Annotated in this window: 15 protein-coding genes; 8 read left to right on the forward strand and 7 right to left on the reverse strand. The window is 67.3% G+C overall.

What is annotated here, in order from left to right; translation table 11 throughout:
* Positions 1–50: 50 nt before the first annotated feature.
* The 5 genes from xylA to xylF all read right to left on the reverse strand — a co-directional run bounded on the left by xylA (position 51) and on the right by xylF (position 6282).
* Entirely contained in the window at positions 51–1367 is a 1317-nt protein-coding gene (gene xylA, locus GWI72_RS15155; protein WP_161677381.1) for a xylose isomerase, read from the reverse strand.
* A 1-nt stretch (position 1368) separates the two neighbouring features.
* Positions 1369–2814 (reverse strand): xylulokinase, encoded by a 1446-nt coding sequence (gene xylB, locus GWI72_RS15160; protein ID WP_161709245.1) that lies wholly within the window; start codon positions 2812–2814, stop codon positions 1369–1371.
* Between the two features lie 174 nt (positions 2815–2988).
* Entirely contained in the window at positions 2989–3789 is an 801-nt protein-coding gene (locus GWI72_RS15165; protein WP_208995936.1) for an ATP-binding cassette domain-containing protein, read from the reverse strand.
* Between the two features lie 24 nt (positions 3790–3813).
* A complete protein-coding gene (locus GWI72_RS15170; RefSeq protein WP_161677379.1) occupies positions 3814–5109 on the reverse strand; it encodes a sugar ABC transporter permease in 1296 nt (431 codons plus the stop codon).
* A 141-nt stretch (positions 5110–5250) separates the two neighbouring features.
* Complete coding sequence (gene xylF, locus GWI72_RS15175) at positions 5251–6282, reverse strand: D-xylose ABC transporter substrate-binding protein (RefSeq protein ID WP_161677378.1); 1032 nt, start codon at positions 6280–6282, stop codon at positions 5251–5253.
* A gap of 334 nt (positions 6283–6616) precedes the next feature.
* Between xylF and GWI72_RS15180 the strand changes: the two genes are divergently transcribed.
* The 5 genes from GWI72_RS15180 (at position 6617) to preA (ending at position 14022) form a co-directional block, all read left to right on the forward strand.
* Positions 6617–7762 (forward strand): ROK family protein, encoded by a 1146-nt coding sequence (locus GWI72_RS15180; protein ID WP_208995917.1) that lies wholly within the window; start codon positions 6617–6619, stop codon positions 7760–7762.
* A gap of 83 nt (positions 7763–7845) precedes the next feature.
* On the forward strand, positions 7846–9378 hold the full coding sequence (locus GWI72_RS15185) for a di-heme oxidoredictase family protein (protein WP_161709246.1): 1533 nt from the start codon (positions 7846–7848) through the stop codon (positions 9376–9378).
* Positions 9375–11021: a CRTAC1 family protein gene (locus GWI72_RS15190; protein WP_161709247.1), complete on the forward strand. Its 1647-nt coding sequence runs from the start codon at positions 9375–9377 to the stop codon at positions 11019–11021. The genes GWI72_RS15185 and GWI72_RS15190 overlap by 4 nt, the downstream gene beginning before the upstream one ends.
* Positions 11022–11321: 300 nt before the next feature.
* The gene (locus GWI72_RS15195; protein WP_161709248.1) at positions 11322–12680 is read left to right on the forward strand and encodes an NAD(P)-dependent oxidoreductase; all 1359 of its coding nucleotides are present in this window, start codon (positions 11322–11324) and stop codon (positions 12678–12680) included.
* Between the two features lie 31 nt (positions 12681–12711).
* Positions 12712–14022, forward strand: a complete 1311-nt coding sequence (gene preA / locus GWI72_RS15200; RefSeq protein ID WP_161677373.1) for an NAD-dependent dihydropyrimidine dehydrogenase subunit PreA — start codon at positions 12712–12714, stop codon at positions 14020–14022.
* A 487-nt stretch (positions 14023–14509) separates the two neighbouring features.
* Here preA and GWI72_RS15205 read toward each other — a convergent pair whose 3' ends face one another.
* Both GWI72_RS15205 and hppD read right to left on the reverse strand, forming a co-directional pair.
* Positions 14510–16840 (reverse strand): putative bifunctional diguanylate cyclase/phosphodiesterase, encoded by a 2331-nt coding sequence (locus GWI72_RS15205; RefSeq protein WP_161709249.1) that lies wholly within the window; start codon positions 16838–16840, stop codon positions 14510–14512.
* A 194-nt stretch (positions 16841–17034) separates the two neighbouring features.
* Positions 17035–18147 (reverse strand): 4-hydroxyphenylpyruvate dioxygenase, encoded by a 1113-nt coding sequence (gene hppD, locus GWI72_RS15210; protein ID WP_161677371.1) that lies wholly within the window; start codon positions 18145–18147, stop codon positions 17035–17037.
* Between the two features lie 126 nt (positions 18148–18273).
* Between hppD and GWI72_RS15215 the strand changes: the two genes are divergently transcribed.
* The 3 genes from GWI72_RS15215 (at position 18274) to GWI72_RS15225 (ending at position 20682) form a co-directional block, all read left to right on the forward strand.
* Positions 18274–18747: an Lrp/AsnC family transcriptional regulator gene (locus GWI72_RS15215; protein WP_161677370.1), complete on the forward strand. Its 474-nt coding sequence runs from the start codon at positions 18274–18276 to the stop codon at positions 18745–18747.
* Positions 18748–18875: 128 nt separating this feature from the next.
* Positions 18876–19694 carry a tellurite resistance TerB family protein gene (locus GWI72_RS15220; RefSeq protein ID WP_161709250.1) on the forward strand — a complete coding sequence of 273 codons (819 nt, stop codon included), beginning with the start codon at positions 18876–18878 and terminating at the stop codon, positions 19692–19694.
* 289 nt (positions 19695–19983) lie between these two features.
* Entirely contained in the window at positions 19984–20682 is a 699-nt protein-coding gene (locus GWI72_RS15225; RefSeq protein ID WP_348272701.1) for a FadR/GntR family transcriptional regulator, read from the forward strand.
* Positions 20683–20696 lie beyond the last annotated feature (14 nt).

Raw genomic sequence — 20696 nt, forward strand, 5'->3', positions numbered from 1 at the left:
CCAAAGCCCCGCCCGGGTTCCGGGCGGGGCGTTCCGTCTTGCGACTTGCGTCAGACGAACAGGTTGACGAGGCTTTCCAGGTATTCCTGACGGCCCGACTTCGGCTGCGGCTCGAGGCTCGCGCCGTGCACCCGGTCGGCCAGCGCCTCCAGCGTCACGGTCCCCGTCAGGATCGCGGCATTCTCCGGCGCGCTCCAGCCGGCGTAGCGGTCCTTGACGAAGCCGCCGAGACGGCCGTCCTCGATCATCGCGGCCGCCGCCAGCAGGCCGCGTGCGATGGCGTCGGCCGAGCCGACGTGGGCCTGGATCAGGTCGACGGCGTCGATCGACTGCCGGCGGATCTTGCTGTCGAAGTTGGTGCCGCCGGTGGTGAAGCCGCCGCCTTTCAGGATCTCGTAATAGGCCAGCGCCATCTCCGGCACGTTCATGGCGAACTGGTCCGTATCCCAGCCCGACTGGTAGTCGTTCCGGTTCATGTCCACCGAGCCGAAGATGCCGAGGGCATTGGCCATTGCCAGCTCGTGCTCGAAGGAATGACCGGCGAGGATGGCGTGGCCCTGCTCGATGTTGACCTTCACCTCGTTCTCCAGGCCATAGGCCTTGAGGAAGCCGAAGACCGTGGCGACGTCGAAGTCATACTGGTGCTTGGTCGGCTCCTGCGGCTTCGGCTCGATCAGGATCGTGCCCTTGAAGCCGATGCGGTGCTTGTACTCCACCACCATCGTCAGGAAGCGGCCGAGCTGGTCCAGCTCGCGCTTCAGGTCGGTGTTGAGCAGGGTCTCGTAGCCCTCGCGGCCGCCCCAGAGCACGTAGTTCGCGCCGCCAAGCCGGTGGGTCACGTCCATCGCGTGCTTCACCTGCGCGCCTGCATAGGCGAAGACGTCCGGGTCCGGGTTGGTGGCCGCGCCGGCCATGAAGCGGCGGTTGGAGAACAGGTTCGCCGTGCCCCACAGCAGGCGGACGCCGCTGTCGGCCATCTTGCGCTCGAAGATGTCGGCAATGGCGTTCACATTGGCGTTGCTCTCGGCCAGCGTCGCGCCTTCCGGTGCGATGTCGCGGTCGTGGAACGTGAAGAACGGCATGTCCAGCAGCTGGAACATCTCGAAGGCGACATCCGCCTTGAGCTTCGCCTGCTGCATCGGATCCCCGGCGGCCATCCACGTGCGCTGGAACGTGTCGCCACCGAACGGGTCACCGCCCGGCCAGCAGAAGGAATGCCAGTAGCAGATGGCGAGGCGCAGGTGGTCTTCCATGCGCTTGCCGAGGACCACCCGGTCCTTGTCGTAGTAGCGGTACCCGTAGGGCTCGCGGGCGTCCGGCCCGACATAACGGACCGGCTCAAGGCCGTCGAAAAATCCAGTGGCCACGTCAGATCTCCTTCATTGCAGGATAGAGGGTCCGCCAGTGCCGGTAGGCGTCGGCATAGGCGGACTGGAGGGTGGGATTGGGGTCGATGCTGGCCGCCAGCGGCGGCGCGAAGAAGGTGGCCGGGTCGTAGCCGTCGGCCGCCGCCTGTCCGAGGCGGGCCGCGCCCAGGGCCGCGCCGAAATCGCCATCCTGCGGCACATCCACGGTGACGCCCAGCACGGTGGCAATGATCTCAAGCCACGTGCGCGAGCGTGAGCCACCGCCAACAGCCGTCACGCGCGTGACGCTGCTGCCGGCCGCTGTGAGGGCGCCGAGGCAATCCATCAGGGCGAAGGCGACACCGTCGAGCACCGCATGGGCCAGCTCCGCCTCGCCGGTCTCATGCGCCAGACCCAGGAAGCCGCCGCGGATTGCCACGTCATTGTGCGGGGTGCGTTCGCCGCCAAGATAAGGCATGAACTGGACCGCCGACGGTCCTTTGAGGTCGGTGACCATCCCCGTCAGCTCGGCCGCCGGCCGGCGCAGGATCTTCGACAGCCAGTTGAGGCTGTCCGTCGCCGACAGGATCACGCCCATCTGGTGCCAGGTGTCCGGCACGGCATGGCAGAAGGCATGCACCGCGCTGGCGACATTCGGCGAGAAGCGGTCATTGGTGACAAACAGCACGCCGGAGGTGCCGAGCGAGACGAAGGCCGAGCCCGGCTGGACGGCGCCGACGCCGCAAGCAGACGCAGCATTGTCGCCGCCGCCCCCTGCCACCACCGGGGCCTGCGTCATGCCCCAGCGCGCGGCGAGCTCCGGTCGCAGGCGGCCGCCGGCATCCGACCCCTCGACCAGCCGGGGCATGTGCTCCCGGGTCAGGCCGGTTGCCGCCAGCAGCGGCTCCGACCAGTCGCGGGCCGCCACATCCAGCCACAGGGTGCCGGCACTGTCCGACATGTCGCCGACATGGTCGCCGGTGAGGCGCAGCCGCACGTAGTCCTTGGGCAGCAGCACCTTGGCGACTTTCGCGAAGATGTCCGGCTCGTTCTCGCGCACCCATTGCAGCTTGGGCGCGGTGAAGCCGGGCATGACCCGGTTGCCGCCGAGGGTGAGGAAGCGGGGCTCGCGCGCCTCCAGCCCGGTGCACTGGCTGGCCGAGCGGCCGTCGTTCCACAGGATGCAGGGGCGCAGCGGCCGGTCGGCGGCATCGAGCAGGGTCGCGCCATGCATGTGGCCTGAAAGGCCGATGCCGCGCACGGCGGCCATCTCGCGCGGATGACGCCGGCCGAGGTCCTCGAGAGTGGCCTCGATGCCGCGCCACCAGCTGTCCGGATCCTGTTCCGACCAGCCGGGATGGGGGCGCGAGACATCGAGATGGGCACTGGCGGAGGCAACGGGCTGCTGGTCGTCGTCCAGCAGCACCGCCTTGACGGAGCTGGTGCCGATATCGAGGCCGATGAACATGAGGTGCGTTCCTCAAAACGGGTCCAAGAGAACCCCGGGCCTGCGAACCACGGGGGTTCCGGCACCGGGGAGCCTTGTCTTAGCGGGTTTGGAGACGGCCGCAAAGGGCGGTCGGCCGGATGGTGTCGCCAGTCCGCCGGGGACTGGCGACAGCGGGATGGGGCCCTGTCCGGATCAGGCGGCTTCCAGATCCTCGGCCATGGCGCCGGGACCGGGCTTTGCGCCCGGGGGGCACTTGCCGAGGATGATCATGCCGAGCACCTCGTCCTTGGTCACGTCCTCGGTGCGCGCGGTGCCGACGACCCGGCCGTTCTTCATGACGGTCAGACGGTCGCACAGCTCGAACACGTCCTCGATGTCGTGGCTGATGAGGAAGATGCCGAGGCCCTGGCGCTTCAGCTCCTGGATCAGCTCGCCCACCATCTGGGTCTCGTGCACGCCGAGTGCGGCGGTCGGCTCGTCCATGATCAGGATGCGGGCGTTGAAATACACCGCCCGGGCAATGGCGACCGACTGGCGCTGGCCACCGGAGAGGGCCTTCACCGGAACCTTGAACTTCTTGAAGTTCGGGTTGAGCCGGCTCATGATCTTGCGCGTTTCGGCTTCCATCCGGTCGTCATCGACGAAGCCGAGCGGCGTCACCAGCTCGCGACCCAGGAACAGGTTCGAGGCGGCGTCGAGATTGTCCGCCAGCGCCAGCGTCTGGTAGATCGTCTCGATGTTGTACGAACGGGCATCGCGCGGGCTGTTGATCGTTGCCGGCTTGCCGTCGATGCGGATCTCGCCGCTGTCCGGACGGTAGGCGCCGGACAGGATCTTGATCAGCGTCGACTTGCCGGCACCATTGTGACCGAGCAGACCGACCACTTCGCCGGGATAGAGATCCACATAGGCGTGGTCCACCGCATGCACCCCGCCGAACGAGATGCAGATGTCCTTCATATCCACCAGCGGCGTCTTGCCCTGGTTGGCCATTCCACCAAGAGGCGTTGCCATGGCTCAGTCTCCCGTACGCTTGCGATAGAGGATGTCGACGAGAACGGCGAGAACCAGCACGATGCCGACGACGATGTTCTGGAGCGGCGCATCGACGCCCACCATGGCCATGCCCGACTGCAGCGACTGCATGATCAGCGCGCCGAGGATGGCGCCATAGATGGTGCCGATGCCGCCGGACAGCGCCGTTCCGCCGATGACGGCTGCGGCGATGACGCGCAGTTCGTCGAGCGTGCCGATGTCGTTGGTCGAGAAGCCGAGACGGGCAGCGGCGACGGCGGCCGAGAGGGCGCAGAGGCCACCCATCAGGGCGAAGACCTTGACCGTCAGCAGACGCGTGTTGATGCCCGACAGCTCGGCTGCATCCGGGTTGCCGCCGGTGGCGAAGATGTAGCGACCAAAGCGGGTGCGGCGGGCGATGACGGTCATGGCGACGGCCACGACGATCAGCAGCAGCACCGAGATCGGGATGCCATAGCCCATCACCAGGCCTTCCGGCATGGTCTGGCCCTGGTCGGCGAAGATCCGCTGCAGGCGCTGCGCCGGGATCTCGGCCGCATTCAGGACGGCCACGAAGCCCAGGATTGCGCCGCTGATGATCACGCCCATGGTCACTTCGGCCCAGACCGGCTTCACCGGGAAGCCATGGGCCGCGCGCCGGCGCCGGGCCGAGACCAGCAGCCACATGGAGGCGGCCACGGCGAGGACGCCGAACACCCACGACCAGGTTTCGCCGAGCGTGCCGCCGGCGCCGCCCATCATCGCGAAGGTTTCGTCCAGCGGGCCGATCGTCTGGCCATTCGTGATGAACCAGGCCGCGTTGCGCCAGACCAGCAGGCCGCCGAGCGTGACGATGAAGGCCGGGATGCCGAGATAGCCCACCATCCAGCCCTGGAAGGCGCCGATCGCAGCGCCGACGATCAGGCCGACGACAAGGGCGATGATCCAGATGGCCGGGTGACCGAGGCCGAGACCCATCGTGACCGGAAGGACCTGGGTCTGCACGACGGCCATCACGGCTGCCACGGTGGCCAGAAGCGAGCCGACCGACAGGTCGATGTGACGGGTGACGATGATGAAGACCATGCCGGTGGCCATGATGGCGACGGAGACGGTCTGGATCGTCAGGTTGAAGATGTTGCGCGGAGTGAGGAAGCGCCCATCCGTGAACACATTGAAGGCGATGCAGAGCACGATGAACGCGCCGATCATGCCAAGCAGGCGCGTGTCGAGTTGCAATGCGGATACAAGGGATCGGGCTGTCGGGGTCTTGGACCCGGACAGGGCAGCATCGGACATCGGAATGCTCCTGAAATAACCGGTCGCCGGAGCCTGATTAAGAGCGCGTGCCGTTAGGGCAGTCAACAAGGCGCTGCAGGAACACCGGGATGTCACGCTGCCCCGGACGCGCCGGGGCAGCGGAAAGAGGACCGGACGGTCTTAGTTGCAGGGGGCCGGGCCACCCGACACGCCCTGGCAGAGGGCGTCCTTGGAAATCCAGCCGGCGTCGACGACGACGTTCAGATTGTCCTTGGTGATGGCGATCGGGGTGAGGAACTTGGCCGTCAGCTCGTTGCCGCCGGGCGACTTCCAGGTGCCGGCACCGGCCACGTCGGTGAGCTTGGCGCCCTTGGCCAGAGCCACGGCCACTTCGCCGGCCGTCTTGCCGAGCTCGCGGGCGTCCTTCCACACGGACACGGTCTGGGTGCCCTTGGCGATGCGGTTCAGCGCAGCCGCGTCACCGTCCTGGCCGGACACCGGGGTGCCTTCCATGCCCTGGGCAGCGAGAGCAGCCACGGCGCCACCAGCGGTGCCGTCGTTGGAGGCCACCACCGCGTCGACCTTGTTGTCGTTGGCGGTGAGGATCTGCTCCATGTTGCGCTGGGCGTTGGCCGGGAGCCAGCCGTCGGTGTAGGCCTCGCCCACGATCTTGATCTTGCCGGCGTCGATTGCCGCCTGCAGGACTTCCTGCTGGCCGCCACGCAGGAAGTCTGCGTTCGGGTCGGTGGCCGAGCCCTTGATCATGACGTAGTTGCCTTCCGGCTTCACCTTCAGGATCTCGCGGGCCTGCATGCGACCGACCTCGACGTTGTCGAAGGTCAGGTAGAAGGCGCGCGGGTCGTCGATCAGACGGTCATAGCCGACGACCGGAATGCCTTCGTCGGCAGCGGCCTGCACGGCCGGGCCGATGGCCTGGGCGTCCTGGGCGAGGATGATGAGGGCGTTGGCACCCTGGGCGATCAGGGCCTCGACGTCGGAGAGCTGCTTGGCGGACGAGCTCTGCGCGTCAGCGGAAATGTACTTGGCGCCAGCGGCTTCCAGGGCAGCCTTGATCGCGGCTTCGTCGGTCTTCCAGCGTTCTTCCTGGAAGTTCGACCAGCTCACGCCGACCACGAGATCCTGGGCGTTGGCGGCAGTCAGGGCGGTCGCGGACAGAAGCGCTCCCGCGACGAGTACGGCAATCTTGCGCATTGCGGTGTTTCCTCCAAAAGGTGCCGCCCTTCTCCTGGCAGCCCCTCCATTTTTCCCAGAGGGATTGAGAGCACCCTCCTGTGCTCGGCCGTCGCATCTATTTTTTTCGACGCCCGAAAAAAAGTTGCTCCATCTCGTTGCTCCTGTCAACATGCTTTTCGAAACGGTAGACGCGTTTCAAATCCGGGCGACCATGCCGACATCCAGAATCGGCAGGCCTTGGGCGGAAACACGAGGGAAGAAACGTCATCTCATGACGCAGACAGCGAACAGGGATCAGGTCCGGTTGCGCAACCGGAGCTTGATCCTGCAGACCCTGCGACGGGAAGGGCAGATGGCCCGGATCGATCTTGGCAGGGCGACACAGCTCAGTCCGGCGACCATCACGGCCATCACCTCCGACATGCTCGATGAGGGGCTGATCGTCGGCATCGACGCCGAGGAACCCAAGGCGCCACTGGCGCGAGGGCGTCCGCGCAGCCTGCTGGCGATCGACGGCGGCGCGGCCAATGTCATCAGCGTGCGCATCTCCGTCAGCCGAATCGACCTGGCCATGGCGGACTTCACCGGCCGGATCTTCCACAGCCGGAAGGTGCATTACGACGCGCTGACGGCCAATGCCGGGACGTTCCCGGCCACGCTCACCGATGCGGTCCGCAGCTTCGTCGTCGAGGCCGGCGTCGAGCCCGCCAGCGTGCTGGAGGTCGGCGTTGCCTCGCAGGGTATCGTCGATACCAATCGCGGCGTGGTGGTCTGGAGCCCGGCCTTTGCCGGCCGGGACATTCCCGTCGTGGCGCCGCTGCAGGAGACCTTCTCGGCCCGGGTGACCCTGTCCAACGACACCAACATGATCACCGAGGCCCTGCACTGGTCGGACCCGGCCCGCTACAGCGGCACCTTCGCCGTGGTCATGGTGGACTACGGTGTCGGCATGGGGCTGTTCCTCGACGATCACCTGTTTGTCGGGGCAAGCGGTGCGGCGGCCGAAATCGGTCATGCCAACCACATCCCTGGCGGCGCGCGCTGTCGCTGCGGCCGGCAGGGGTGCCTGGAGGCCTATCTCGCCGACTACGCGCTTCTGCGCATGACGCAGGGATTGCCGGAGGATACGGATCCGGCCACGATGGCCGTGACGGCCCAGACCTTCGAGGATCTGCACGACCGGGCCGAGGCCGGCGACCAGCAGGTCATTGCCGTTCTGGAGAAGGCCGGCGTGGCGCTGGGCTACGGCATTGCCCGTCTGCTGGCGCTGATCGACCCGGCGCGCGTGGTCCTGACGGGTGCGGGCATCCGTGCCTTTCCCTTCATGGAAGGGGCCATGCATCGGGCCCTTGATGCCGCGCTGGTGGAGGACCTGCGCCGCTCGCTCAAGGTCGATGTGGTGCCCTGGAACGAGGATTTCATCCGCCGCGGCCTGATTGCCCAGGCCATGCGGCGGCTGGACGAAACCCTGGTGCTTTCGACACGCCGCGGACGCTGAGGCACCTGGAACCGAGGGGGGGCACGGCCGGGCCGTGTCCGCCGGAAAAGCGCCGCGCGGCCGCAGGGGAGGAGACTGCAGCCATGAATGGGGTTGGGACGTTGACACGACGCGTGCGGGCGCGGCTTCGGCCTGCCGCCGCGAGGGGCGGGCTGAGCCGCGCCGCAGCCGGGTTCGGCCCGCTGCTGGCCGTTGCCCCCGCCCTCGGACTGGGGCTGGCGCTGGGGCTTTGCGCACCGGCGCAGGCGCAGAGCTGGAGCGAGCGCAATCTCGACCGGCCACTGTCCTTCGACAGCCTGAGGGAGACCCTCAAGGCCGAGGCGGACAAGGGGCAGTCGGCCGATCTCGAGGCGTTGATTGCCGAGGGTCAGCGCCTGTTCGAGGCCCGCTTCATCACCGAGGAGGGCGCCGGCCGGCCGATGGCCACGCAGGCGATCGTGCCGACGCGGCGCAAGCGCCCCTCCGAGGTTGCCTTCAACCGGTTGCCCGGCCCCGATGCCAGCGCCTGTTCCGGCTGCCACAACCAGCCTGTCACCGGTGGGGCCGGGGATTTTGTCGCCAATGTCTTCGTCTCGGAAGGCTTCGAGAGTGCGGATTTCGACACCACCGATCCGCAATTCTCCAATGAGCGGGGCACCAACATCCTGCACGGGTCCGGGCTGATCGAGCTGCTGGCCCGCGAGATGACGGTCGACCTTCAGGGGCAGCGCCGTGCGGCGCTGGCGGCCGCGCGCAAGTCTGGCCAGCCGGTGACCGTCGACCTGACGACGAAGGATGTCGGCTTCGGCAAGCTGACCGCCCATCCCGACGGCACCCTTGACGTGACCGGGCTCGACGGCGTCGATGCGGATCTGGTGCTGCGTCCCTTCAGCCAGAAGGGCGTGTTTGCCAGCCTGCGCCAGTTCACGGTGAATGCGCTCAACGTGCATCACGGCATCCAGGCGACCGAGCGCTTCGGGCAGGACTGGACCGGCAGTGCCGACTTCGACATGGACGGCGTTGCCGACGAGATCGACGCCGGCCATGTCTCCGCGCTGGTCGCCTTCCAGGCGACCTTGCCTGCGCCCGGCCGCAGGACCGGGTTGCCGGCCGACTGGGCGGAGGCGGCCGCCGATGGCGAGAAGGCCTTTGCCGACATCGGCTGCGCCTTCTGTCACCGCCCCTCGCTGCCACTGGAGAGCCTGAGCTTTGCCGATCCCAGCCCGGTGGAAAACGCCGGCACGCTGCGGCCGGGCGATGTCTCCGACCCGCTCGTGCTGAACATGGCGGCGCTGCCCTGGGTTCAGGCGCTGCCGCGCGACGAGCGGGGCCGCGTGCTGGTGCCGCTGTTCGGCGACCTCAAGCGCCACCGCATTTCCGATGCCCGCATCGACCGGCTCGGCAATGAACTGCAGGCGCAGCGCTTCGTCGCCCGCGACGTGTTCATCACGGCGGAGCTCTGGGGCGTCGGCAACACCGCGCCCTATGGTCATCGCGGGGATATCACCACGCTTGGCGAGGTGATCCTCGCCCATGGCGGCAGCGCCGCGTCGGCCCGGGACGCCTATGCCGCCCTGCCGGACGAGCGGCAACAGTCCATCATCGCTTTCCTGCGGACACTGGAGGTGCCGAAATGACCCGTCGCCTCCTGCTTCTGCCGCTTGCGGCGATGACGCTTCTGCCCGGTGCCGGACTGGCCGGTGAACGGACCACCTCGCTGGCGCCGGTGCCGCATTTCGTCGAGGAGGCGGCATCCGCCGGCATCGACCACCGCTATGACGGGCCCTGGGAGTATTTCGTTGGCGGCGGTGTCGCCGTGTCCGACTGCAACGGCGACCGCCGGCCCGACCTGTTCCTGGCCGGAGGCAAGGGGCCGGCGGCGCTCTATGTCAACGACAGTCCGACCGGCGGGGCGCTGGTTTTCCGCAAGGCCGACACCGGACTGGGCGAGAAGGAGCTGGCGCGCGTCACCGGCGCCTATCCGCTCGACTATGACAATGACGGCCTGATGGACCTGGCCGTCCTGCGGGTCGGGGAGAACCTGCTCCTGCGCGGGCTCGGCGCCTGTCGCTTCGAGGTTGCCAACCGCCAGGTCGGTCTCGACGGCGGCAACGCCTGGACCACCGCCTTTGCCGCCACCTGGGAGCCGGGGGCTGCCTATCCGACCCTGGCCTTCGGCAATTACGTTGACCGCTCCCAGCCCGGCGCCCCCTGGGGGACCTGCCACGACAACATGCTGCACCGGCCGGCTCCGGGCCTTAAGCCGGATTACAGCCAGCCGGAGCGGCTGTCGCCGGGCTACTGCAGCCTGTCGATGCTCTTCACCGACTGGAACCGTTCCGGCGAGCCGGCGCTGCGCATTTCCAACGACCGGCAGTACTACCGCGGCGGCGAGGAACAGCTCTGGGCCGTGCCTCCGGGCCGCCCGGCCCAAGCCTATCGCCGCGCCGACGGCTGGCGCAAGCTGACGATCTGGGGCATGGGCATCGCCAGCATCGACCTCAATGTCGACGGCCTGCCCGAATATGCGCTCACCAGCATGGGCGACACCAAGCTGCAGGTGCTGGAGCAGGAGGGGGACGATCTGGTCCCGGTCTATGCCGACATCGCCTTCGACAAGGGGGTGACGGCGCACCGGCCCTACACGGGCGAGGACCTGCGTCCCTCCACCGGCTGGCATTCCGAATTCCAGGACGTGAACAACGACACGCTCTGGGACCTCTACATCGCCAAGGGCAACGTGGAATCCATGCCGGATTTCGCTGCCTTCGACCCCGACAACCTGCTCCTCGGCCAGTGGGACGGCAAGTTCGTGGAGACGGGCGACGCCGCCGGCATCGCCTTGGCGCGGCGCGGGCGCGGGGCCGGCCTTGCGGATCTCAATGCCGATGGCCTGCTCGACCTCGTGGTCGTCAACCGGGGCGAGCCGGCCAGCCTCTTCCGCAATGTCGGCAAGGGCGATGCCGCCACGCCGCGCCCGCTCGGCAACTGGCTCGCCATCGAGCTGGTGCAGCCGGGCAAGCCGAACCGCAACGCGGTCGGAGCCAAGGTCAGCGTCCGCGTCGGCACCAGGTCAATCGAGCGCGATGTGCTTGTCGGTGGCGGCCATGCCTCCGGCCAGCTCGGCTTCCTGCACATCGGCCTCGGCGTCTCCGAACGCGCCCAGGTCCGCGTGCGCTGGCCGGACGGCGAATGGAGCCATTCCTACCGCGTCTTCGCCAACAACCATGTCGTCATCGAGCGCGGCGCGGAGGCCGCGAAGCTCTGGTTCCCGGAGTAGGGCCGGGCCACCGGTCCGGCCAGCCGGACCCCAGGACGTGACGCAACGGGCGGTGGCCCGGTCGGACCGGAGCGCGGACGCGTGGCCTGGCCGGCCGGGCCACCGCCCGTCTGTCATCCGTCCCTTGAGGAAATTCAGGGTCTTAGCGCAAAAGAAATCCTGACTATCTCTTTCATGTAATTATCCTTTCGAAAAATATTTGACTGTTTGGACAAATTTTCCTTCAATGCTGACCGGAAAGCCTGTTCGGGACAAGAAACGGGCACCAGACATAGGTCGCCACCTTCCGGAGATCCTTTCATGACTCAGACCAAGCCAGGTCCTGACATTGCCCCCGCGCGTCTGTCGCTGGACCAGTACGCCAAGAACTTCTGTGATCTTCACCCGCGGCTCGATCCGCATGAGGCGAGGGTCGAGTCGGACCGCTGCTACTTCTGCTATGACGCGCCCTGCGTGAAGGCCTGCCCGACCAGCATCGACATCCCGCTGTTCATCCGCCAGATCTCCACCGGCAACACCACGGGTGCGGCACGGACGATCTTCGACCAGAACATCCTCGGTGGCATGTGCGCCCGCGTCTGCCCGACCGAGACGCTGTGCGAACAGGCCTGCGTGCGCAACGATGCGGAGGAGCAGCCGGTGCGCATCGGCGAGCTGCAGCGCTTCGCCACCGACCATTACATGGACACCCATGACACGACGCCCTTCACCCGCGCCGCGCCGACGCTGCGCCGGATCGCCGTTGTCGGGGCCGGGCCGGCGGGTCTCTCCTGCGCCCACCGTCTGGCCGTCCACGGCCATGACGTCGTGCTCTACGACGCCCGTCCGAAGGCCGGCGGCCTGAACGAGTACGGCATTGCGGCCTACAAGTCGGTGGACGACTTTGCCGCCCGGGAAGTGCGCTTCATCCTGTCCATCGGCGGCATCTCGGTCGTCAACGGCAAAACCCTCGGCGAGGACCTGTCGCTGCATCAGCTGCAGCAGGAATATGACGCGGTGTTCCTGGCCATCGGCCTTGCCGGTGTGAACGGGCTGTCCGTTCCCGGTGAAGATCTGTCGGGCGTCGTCGATGCCGTCAGCTACATTGCCGACCTGCGTCAGGCCAGCGACCTGTCGGCGCTGCCGGTCGGCCGCCGTGTCGTCGTCATCGGCGGCGGCATGACGGCAATCGACATCGCCGTGCAGAGCAAGCGGCTTGGTGCGGACGAGGTGACCATCGCCTATCGCCGCGGCCAGGAGCACATGAACGCCAGCGATTACGAGCAGGATCTGGCCAAGACCAACGGCGTGCGCATCCTGCACTGGGTCGCGCCGAAGGAAATCCTCGGGGCCGATGGCAAGGTGACGGGCATCGCGCTTGAGCGCACGCGCCTCGACCCGGCCGGCAAGCTCGTCTCCACCGGCGAAACGGTCACGCTGGCCGCCGACATGGTGTTCAAGGCCGTCGGCCAGAAACTCGATCCCTCCGGCCTGAACGGGTCGGCGGCAGGGCTGACCCTCGACAAGGGTCGCATCGTGGTGGACGCGGACCGCGCCACCTCGCTGGCCCGGGTCTGGGCCGGCGGCGACTGCGTCGCCGGCGGTCAGGACCTGACGGTTGCCGCCGTCGAGGACGGCAAGATCGCCGCCGAAGCCATTCACCGGGCGCTCAGCGCCTGAGCCGCAGCCGTTTTTTTCCGGAGATCCCACCATGGTTGATCTGAGATCAGATTTCGTCGGCATCAAGTCCCCGAACCCGTTCTGGCTGGCTTCGGCCCCGCCGACCGACAAGGAATACAACGTCGTCCGCGCCTACAAGGCGGGCTGGGGCGGCGTCGTCTGGAAGACCCTCGGCGAGGACCCGAACGTGGTCAACGTCAACGGCCCGCGCTACGGCGCGATCCACGGCAAGGACCGCCAGCTCATCGGCCTCAACAACATCGAGCTGATCACCGACCGGCCGCTCGAGGTGAACCTGCAGGAAATCAAGCGGGTCAAGCGCGACTGGAAGGACCGCGCGCTGATCGTCTCGCTCATGGTGCCCTGCGAGGAGGCGAGCTGGGCGGCGATCCTGAAGCGCGTCGAGGAGACGGAAGCCGATGGCGTCGAGCTGAACTTCGGCTGCCCGCACGGCATGAGCGAGCGTGGCATGGGCTCTGCCGTCGGCCAGGTGCCGGAATACATCGAGATGGTCACGCGCTGGGTGAAGAAGCACACCCGCATGCCGGTGATCGTGAAGCTGACCCCCAACATCACCGACGTGCGCAAGCCGGCCCAGGCAGCCAAGCGCGGCGGTGCGGATGCGGTGTCGCTGATCAACACCATCAACTCCATCGTCGGCGTTGATCTCGACCGCATGGCACCGACCCCCACCATCGACGGCAAGGGGTCGCATGGCGGCTACTGCGGTCCTGCGGTGAAGCCGATCGCCCTCAACATGGTGGCCGAGATCGCCCGTGATCCGGAGACCCGCGGCCTGCCGATCTCCGGCATCGGCGGGGTGACGACCTGGCGGGATGCGGCCGAGTTCATCGCCCTTGGCGCCGGCAACGTCCAGGTCTGCACGGCTGCCATGACCTACGGCTTCAAGATCGTCGAGGAGATGATCGAGGGCCTGAAGGACTGGATGGGGGAGGCCGGCTACGAGCGCATTTCCGATTTCTCGGGCATGGCCGTGCCGAATGTCACCGACTGGCAGTACCTGAACCTGAACTACATCGCCAAGGCGAAGATCGACCAGGATCTCTGCATCAAGTGCGGCCGTTGCCACATCGCCTGCGAGGACACCTCGCACCAGGCCATCACCAATCTGGTGGACGGCGTGCGCAAGTTCGAGGTCATCGACGAGGAATGCGTCGGCTGCAACCTCTGCGTCTCGGTCTGCCCGGTCGAGAACTGCATCACCATGGAGCAGATGCCGGCCGGCAGCGTCGATCCGCGCACCGGCAAGACCGTCGAGCCCGACTACGCCAACTGGACGACCCATCCGAACAATCCGCGTGCCCTGCAGGCGGCGGAGTAAGCGGGTCGGCCAGACCGTGGACCACGAAGGGCGCACCGCGTGTCGGTGCGTCCTTCAGACTGCTGACAAATTTCGGAATTTCGTCAGTTTGCCGTCATTCCGGACAAGGTGAGCGTTCAGCGAACCGCAGATCCGGAATCCAGCATGTCTGTGCGAGCGCAGGCGAGCCCAAAAACACGTCACCTCGATACGACTTGAGACCGACAGGTGTGTCGCGCTTCGCGCGGCTGATATCTGGATCCCGGCTCGGCGCTTCGCTGACGCTCAGCTGGGCCGGGATGACTTTGAGTAAGTTTGTCAGCCGTCTGAGGGCGCACCGCGTGTCGGTGCGCCCTTTTCCTTTGTGCTCACACGGCATGTTCCATCCCGAGCCGTCAGTCCGGACAAGGTGAGCGAAGCGAACCGCCGAACCGCGATGATGCCGCTGGCTGCACATTCTCAAGCGCGACAGACGCCCCGCGTCGGCAGGGTCCCGTTTCTGCGCCAGTCAGCCTGCCAGCGCGTCGCCCGGGGCACCTCCCGGGGCGCGTCCCGGGGCGCCTGCCGAAACCTCGGGCCCGGCCTCCTGTCTGGACACCAGCCGGACGAAGCCTTCGCTTGCCAGGTCGAGCACCGGTTTCGGCCGGCTGAACAGGTAGCCCTGCAACATCTGGCAGCCGCTGTTCACCAGCATCGCCTTCTGGTCTTCGGTCTCCACGCCCTCCGCCACGACGGTCATGTCGAGGGTCCGGGCGAGACCGACGAGCGATCCGATGATGGCCTGCGCCTTCGGATCGGTGTCGAGACGGCCGACGAAGCTGCGGTCGATCTTGAGCGTCTGGAAGCGGTGGTGATGCAACGAGCTCAGGCTGGAATAGCCGGTGCCGAAATCGTCGATCGCCAGGCTGACGCCCAGGGCCGAGAGCCGGCTGATGACCGCATCGATGCTGTCTGAGCGTTCCATCATCACCGTCTCGGTGATTTCCAGCATGAGGCGGGACGGTGCGAGGCCGGTTTCGGCCAGCAGGCTTTCCACCTCCTGCGGCAAGGTGCCGGAGCTGACCTGCGTGGCGCAGACATTGACCGAGACACCGATGCCGTCCCAGCCGCAGGCGTCGTGCACGGCCCGCTGCAGCACCCAGCTGCCGATCGGGTCGATCAGTCCGGTTTCTTCCGCCACGTCGAGAAAGGCCCCGGGGGCCAGCAACCCGCGCTCCGGGTGGTGCCAGCGCAGCAGCGCCTCCAGATGACAGACCTGCCCGGTCCGCGCGTCAATGATCGGCTGGTAGAACAGGTCGAACTCGTCGCGCTCCAGCGCCTGGCGGAGACCATCGCGCAGCCGTCGCCGTTCGCGGATCGCCTCGTCCATGGCCGTGTCGAACAGCTTGTAGCGGCTGCGGCCGTCGGACCGGCTGCGCTGCAGGGCAACATCGGCGGCGCGCAGCAGCGAGGGCATCCGGGTGCCGTGCTCGGGGCGCAGGGCCACGCCGAGCGAGCAGGAGACCTCGATGGCGTGATCCTCCAGCATGGCCTGGCGGTTCAGCGCCCGCGCAAGCGTGTCCACGTCGCGCATCAGCGCGGCCGGCGTTTCGCGCCGGCACAGGATCAGCACGATCTCGTCGCCGCCCATCCGGCCGATCACGTCGCAGGAGCGGCAATGGGTCTGCAGCACGCTGACCACATGCTGGATCAGCCGGTCGCCGACCACGTGGCCGAAGGCGTCGTTGATCTGCGACAGGCCGTCGATGTCGAGATAGAGAACGCCGAGCGTCCCGGTCTCCGCTGCCGGCCGGTCGAGCAGGTCGTCCGCAGCCGCCAGGAAGAAGTCACGCCGCAGCAGGCCGGTCAGTCCGTCGTGCCGGGCTGCTTCGATGAAGTCGCGCTTGCGCCGCTCCAGCTCCTGCTGGGCCGCGGTGTTGCGCCGGAGGATCATCAGCGAGATCAGCAGGATGACAAAGAGGGCAATCGCCAGGACAGGCGCCGACGTCAGGATGATGTGCGAGGCCCGCGCCATCGGATCCCAGGTCAGATAGGCGAGGGCCACCCCGTCGCTGTCACGGATCGGCGTCCCGTTCATGCCACGCGGGATCGTCGTGTCGAGAAACAGGCTGCTCAGCGACAGGGATGCCAGCATGTCGGCAAGCGCCTGCGCGTCGATCTGCTTCACCGCCAGCAGCACCATCGGCAGGTCCCGGCGCATCGGGATCCCGCCCGGATCGGGGAAGATCGCCATGGCCGTGACGATCGCCACCCGGTCGCCGGTCATCACCTCGGTGACGCCGGAGACATCTGCCACGCTGCCGGTGAAATAGGTGTCGCCATTGCGCGCCGTGACGAGGCCATCCACGTAGCGCTCGCGGATCGAGGTGATCATGCGGACCACCTGCGGCGTCAGGATCGCGGGCAGGTCGAGGTCGCTGGCTGCCGTCTCGGGACGGAACGAAAAGGCCGGCTCGAGCGCCCGGTCGAGGATCACGACGAAATCGTAGCCCTCGCGGATCGCCAGGCCACGGCCGAAGCGCGAGCGGACCCATTCGGCCGAGAAGGCCATGTCCGTGTTCACATAGGCTGCATTCGAGGCGGCATAGCGCGCGATCTGCGTGAGCAGGGCCGTCTTGTGGTTCTCGTAGGCCCGTTCGACCGAGCCGACCTCGCGCGCTGCCGATTCGCGCTCGTAGATCAGGATGGCGGAGAGAACGAAGACGAAGGCGGCGACGATGGCCACGAACATGCCGACGAGCAGGGCAACAAAGGAGACGTTGCCCAGCCGCGCTGGCCTGAGGTCCAGGGCCCCGGTCCCGGCCGAGCGCCGGGCATTCGTCTCACTTGTCACTCTCATGCGGCCCTGCAGGTCCTGCAGCTCCTGATTGGCATGCCAGAGAAAGGTCGCCGCAAAGGCTTAATTTTCTCTGGCGCCTCCGGCGTCTGCTGTGGGCTGAGGGCCTTGCGCGAGGCTTGCGGGCCATCGCGCACGGAAAAGGGGGCGCAGATGCTCTGCGCACCCTCGGGAAAACCTGCAAGAGTTGTGGCCTGTTACTCGGCCGCGTCGACCTTGATCACGCCGCGGCGGATCTGGTCTTCCTCGATCGATTCGAACAGGGCGCGGAAGTTGCCCTCGCCAAAGCCCTCGTCACCCTTGCGCTGGATGAACTCGAAGAAGATCGGGCCGATCACGGTCTTGGAGAAGATCTGCAGCAGGATCTTGGTCATGCCGCCGTTCACGACGCCTTCGCCGTCGATCAGGATGCCGTGCTTCTTCATCCGGTCGATCGGCTCGTCATGGCCGTTCACCCGGGCATGGGAGCGCTCGTAATAGGTCTCCGGCGGGCCCGGCATGAACTTCAGGCCGTTGTCGGCCAGCTTGTCCGTGGCATCGTAGATGTCGTCGCTGCCGACGGCGATGTGCTGGATGCCTTCGCCCTTGTACTTGCGCAGGTATTCCTCGATCTGGCTGGTGTCGTCCTTGGACTCGTTCAGCGGGATGCGGATCTTGCCGCAGGGCGAGGTGATGGCGCGGCTGACCAGGCCGGTGATGCGGCCGTCGATGTCGAAGAAGTGGATCTGCCTGAAGCCGAACAGGGTCCGGTAGAAGTCCCACCACTTGTCCATGTTGCCGCGGTAGACGTTATGGGTCAGGTGGTCGAGATAATAGAAGCCGACGCCCTGCGGCCGCGGGTTCTCCTCGCCGAGCCACGTGAACTCGGCCGAATAGGCCGACCCCTTGTCGCCGTACTTGTCGACGAAATAGAGCAGCGACCCGCCGATTCCGACGATCGCCGGCACGTCGAGCGACTTGTCGTCGCCCTCATACGGCGTCGCGCCCATGCGGACGGCATGCTCGAAGGCCTTGCGGGCATCGACGACACGCCAGGCCATCGACGGGGCGCAGGGACCGTGCGCCTCGACGAAGCGCATGCCGAAGGAGCCGGGTTCGGCGTTGAGGATATAGGTCACGTCGCCCTGGCGGTAGAGCGTGATGTTCTTGGTCTTGTGCTTGGCGACCGGAACATAGCCCATCTTGCGGAACAGCTCGTCCAGCTTCTCCGGCTCCGGATGGGCGAATTCCACGAACTCGAAGCCGTCCGTGCCGGCCGGGTTGGCGTCGCTGATCACCGCCGGGGGCGCGTCGTGCGGAAAGGGACCCATGATTTCCTCCTCTGGACATTCACGTAGGTCGAGAGTGCGCCCAGCCGCGTGCAAGGTGTGTGCAAAGGGCGTGACAGGGGCGCGTCCTTCGCACAGAATGCGCAAGTATGGGCTCATTGGTGCACGATGATGGAACTTGACAGCTTTGATCTGCGTCTTCTTGCTGCGTTGCAGGAGAACGCCGCACTCACCAACCAGCAGCTCGGGGACCGGATCGGGCTCTCGGCCAGCCAGGTGTCGCGCCGCCGCCAGGCGCTGGAGGCGGAGGGCATCATCCGCCGCTACCGGGCGGATCTGGCGACCGAGCGGCTGGGCTTCTCGGTCACGGCCTTTGTCGGTGTGACCCTCGGGGCCCACAGCCGCGACAATGCGCGCCGTTTCCGCGCCATGGTGCAGGCCATGCCCGAGGTGCAGGAGGCGCACACGCTGACCGGCGATGTCGACTACATGCTGAAGATCGTGGTGCCGGACCTGAAGGCGCTGAGCCGGGTGATCAACGATGACCTGCTGCCGCACGAGGCCGTGCAGCATGTACGCTCCTCCATTGCCATGGAGACGCTGAAGGACGACAACCTGCTGCCGCTCGCCAGCGCGCGCTGACGGTCTCCCGCGGTCGGCCGGGCCGGTTCGGCTGCTTGCCGGAATTACAAATTCGTCACCCTTGCTTGCGGTCCTGCCTGTCGCATCCCATCTGCCAGTCTGGTTCTGCCCTATCCGGAGTACGCCCGATGTTTGATGCCAAGTCGCTTCTTGACCAGTTTCTCGGTTCTGGCCGTGGACAGCTGGATCCGCGCAAGCGCGGGGGCAACGGCGACCTGATGCAGAAGGGCAAGGACTTCCTGTCCTCCAATTCCGGTGGCCTGGCCGCGGGCGGTCTCGCCGGGCTCATCCTCGGCAGCAAGAAGGGGCGCAAGCTCGGCGGCAAGGCCCTGACCTACGGGGGGCTCGCCCTCGTGGCCGGCCTGGCCTACAAGGCCTACCGCGACTACAAGGCCGGCCAGCAGGCCGGTGGCGGCGCCTATCCGGCCGGCGGCGCGGAGCCGCCCTACCAGTACCAGCCGCCGTATCCGACCGCGTCCCAGTCCCAGCCCCAGCCGAGGACCCAGCCGCAACCCTGGAGCCGGGCACCGCTGGAGCTTGACGCCCCGCGCGGCACGGCCTTCGATCCCGACCGCGCCCCGGGCGGCAGCCAGCAGGTGGCCGTGACCCTGCTCAGCGCCATGATTGCGGCCGCCAAGGCCGACGGTCACATCGATGCCGAGGAGCAGGGCCGCATCTTCGACAAGATGGACGAGGCCGGGCTCGACACGGCCGCCAAGGCGTTCCTGATGGACGAGTTGCGCGCGCCGCTGGACATTGACCGGATCGTCCGCCTTGCCACCACGCCGGAAACGGCGGCCGAGATCTATGCCGCCTCGCGTCTGGCGATCGACCCGGATCATCCGGCCGAGCAGGCCTATCTGCAGATGCTGGCAGCGCGGCTCAACCTCGAGCCCGGTCTCATCACCGAGATCGAGCATGCGGTGCGCGAGGCCGAACTGGCCTGAGACCTGCCGCCCGCCCGACCGCCCGACCGACCGTCCCGCCGTGCCGTGCACGGCGGGATTTTTTTTGTCCCGATCCCAATCATCATACTGTTGACATCTCTTGTATGATGAATGCGATTGCCGCTATGATCGCGGTCTCAACCTGATCCGGAGCCTGCCCTTGCCGACCCGACCGGCCGTTCCGCCTCTTGCGGCTGCCCCGCAGCCGACGTCAGAGCCGTTGCCGGCCTCCGCTCCCGCCTCCCCGGGTGGGGCGACGGGGGGCTCGGACGGGGTCCGGCGCCCACGCGTGCAGCGCAACGTCACCCGGGCCCTTGCCGGGGACATCTGCCGCGGCCTGCACCGGCCAGGAGAGACGCTGCCGACCGAGAACGAGCTGTGCCTTGCCCATGGCGTCAGCCGCACCGTCATCCGCGAGGCGCTGAAGACGCTGGAATCCAAGGGGCTTGTCATCATCCGCTCCCGCGTCGGCACGCAGGTGGCGCCGCGCGAGGCCTGGAACATCCTCGATCCGCAGGTGCTCGACTGGGTCGGGCCGCATCTCCTCGACGCCGATCTGCTGACAGGCGTGCTCGAGGCGCGGCGGGTGATCGAGCCCGAGGCCGCCAGCCTTGCGGCCAGCCGCGCCACCCTGCAGGACCTGGCCGAGGTGGAGCAGGCCTTCGAGGCCATGCGGGCGGCGCAAGGCGATGTCGACCGGTTCACCCATGCCGATGTCGCCTTTCATGTTGCCTTGCTCAAGGCCAGCCGCAACCGCGTGTTCATGCAGTTTGCCGGCCTGATCGAGGCGGCCATGCGCCATGCGCTGCGGGCCTCCAATGCGGTGGCCGAGCTGCCGGGCGAGGCCATTGCCGCCCATGGCGCGCTCGTGGAGGCGCTGCGCCTGCGCGATGCCGCCGCCGCCCGCCTTGCCTCCGGCCACATCCTGGACCTCGGGGCCCGTGACATCGCCACCGCCCTGCAACGCGGGACGGCACCGCCGTCCTGACCCCGCGCATTCGC

The organism is Pannonibacter sp. XCT-53, from assembly GCF_009915765.1.
Taxonomy (GTDB): domain Bacteria; phylum Pseudomonadota; class Alphaproteobacteria; order Rhizobiales; family Stappiaceae; genus Pannonibacter; species Pannonibacter tanglangensis.

Bases quoted from the DNA above. Each gene is read 5' to 3' on its own strand.
- GWI72_RS15220 (WP_161709250.1), top strand. From the start codon at position 18,876: ATGTTTGATGCCAAGTCGCTTCTTGACCAGTTTCTCGGTTCTGGCCGT.
- GWI72_RS15180 (WP_208995917.1), top strand. From the start codon at position 6,617: ATGGCCCGGATCGATCTTGGCAGGGCGACACAGCTCAGTCCGGCGACC.
- GWI72_RS15195 (WP_161709248.1), top strand. From the start codon at position 11,322: ATGACTCAGACCAAGCCAGGTCCTGACATTGCCCCCGCGCGTCTGTCG.
- GWI72_RS15185 (WP_161709246.1), top strand. From the start codon at position 7,846: ATGAATGGGGTTGGGACGTTGACACGACGCGTGCGGGCGCGGCTTCGG.
- hppD (WP_161677371.1), bottom strand. From the start codon at position 18,147: ATGGGTCCCTTTCCGCACGACGCGCCCCCGGCGGTGATCAGCGACGCC.
- GWI72_RS15215 (WP_161677370.1), top strand. From the start codon at position 18,274: ATGATGGAACTTGACAGCTTTGATCTGCGTCTTCTTGCTGCGTTGCAG.
- GWI72_RS15170 (WP_161677379.1), bottom strand. From the start codon at position 5,109: ATGTCCGATGCTGCCCTGTCCGGGTCCAAGACCCCGACAGCCCGATCC.
- xylF (WP_161677378.1), bottom strand. From the start codon at position 6,282: ATGCGCAAGATTGCCGTACTCGTCGCGGGAGCGCTTCTGTCCGCGACC.
- GWI72_RS15190 (WP_161709247.1), top strand. From the start codon at position 9,375: ATGACCCGTCGCCTCCTGCTTCTGCCGCTTGCGGCGATGACGCTTCTG.
- xylB (WP_161709245.1), bottom strand. From the start codon at position 2,814: ATGTTCATCGGCCTCGATATCGGCACCAGCTCCGTCAAGGCGGTGCTG.
- preA (WP_161677373.1), top strand. From the start codon at position 12,712: ATGGTTGATCTGAGATCAGATTTCGTCGGCATCAAGTCCCCGAACCCG.
- GWI72_RS15205 (WP_161709249.1), bottom strand. From the start codon at position 16,840: ATGAGAGTGACAAGTGAGACGAATGCCCGGCGCTCGGCCGGGACCGGG.
- GWI72_RS15165 (WP_208995936.1), bottom strand. From the start codon at position 3,789: ATGGCCAACCAGGGCAAGACGCCGCTGGTGGATATGAAGGACATCTGC.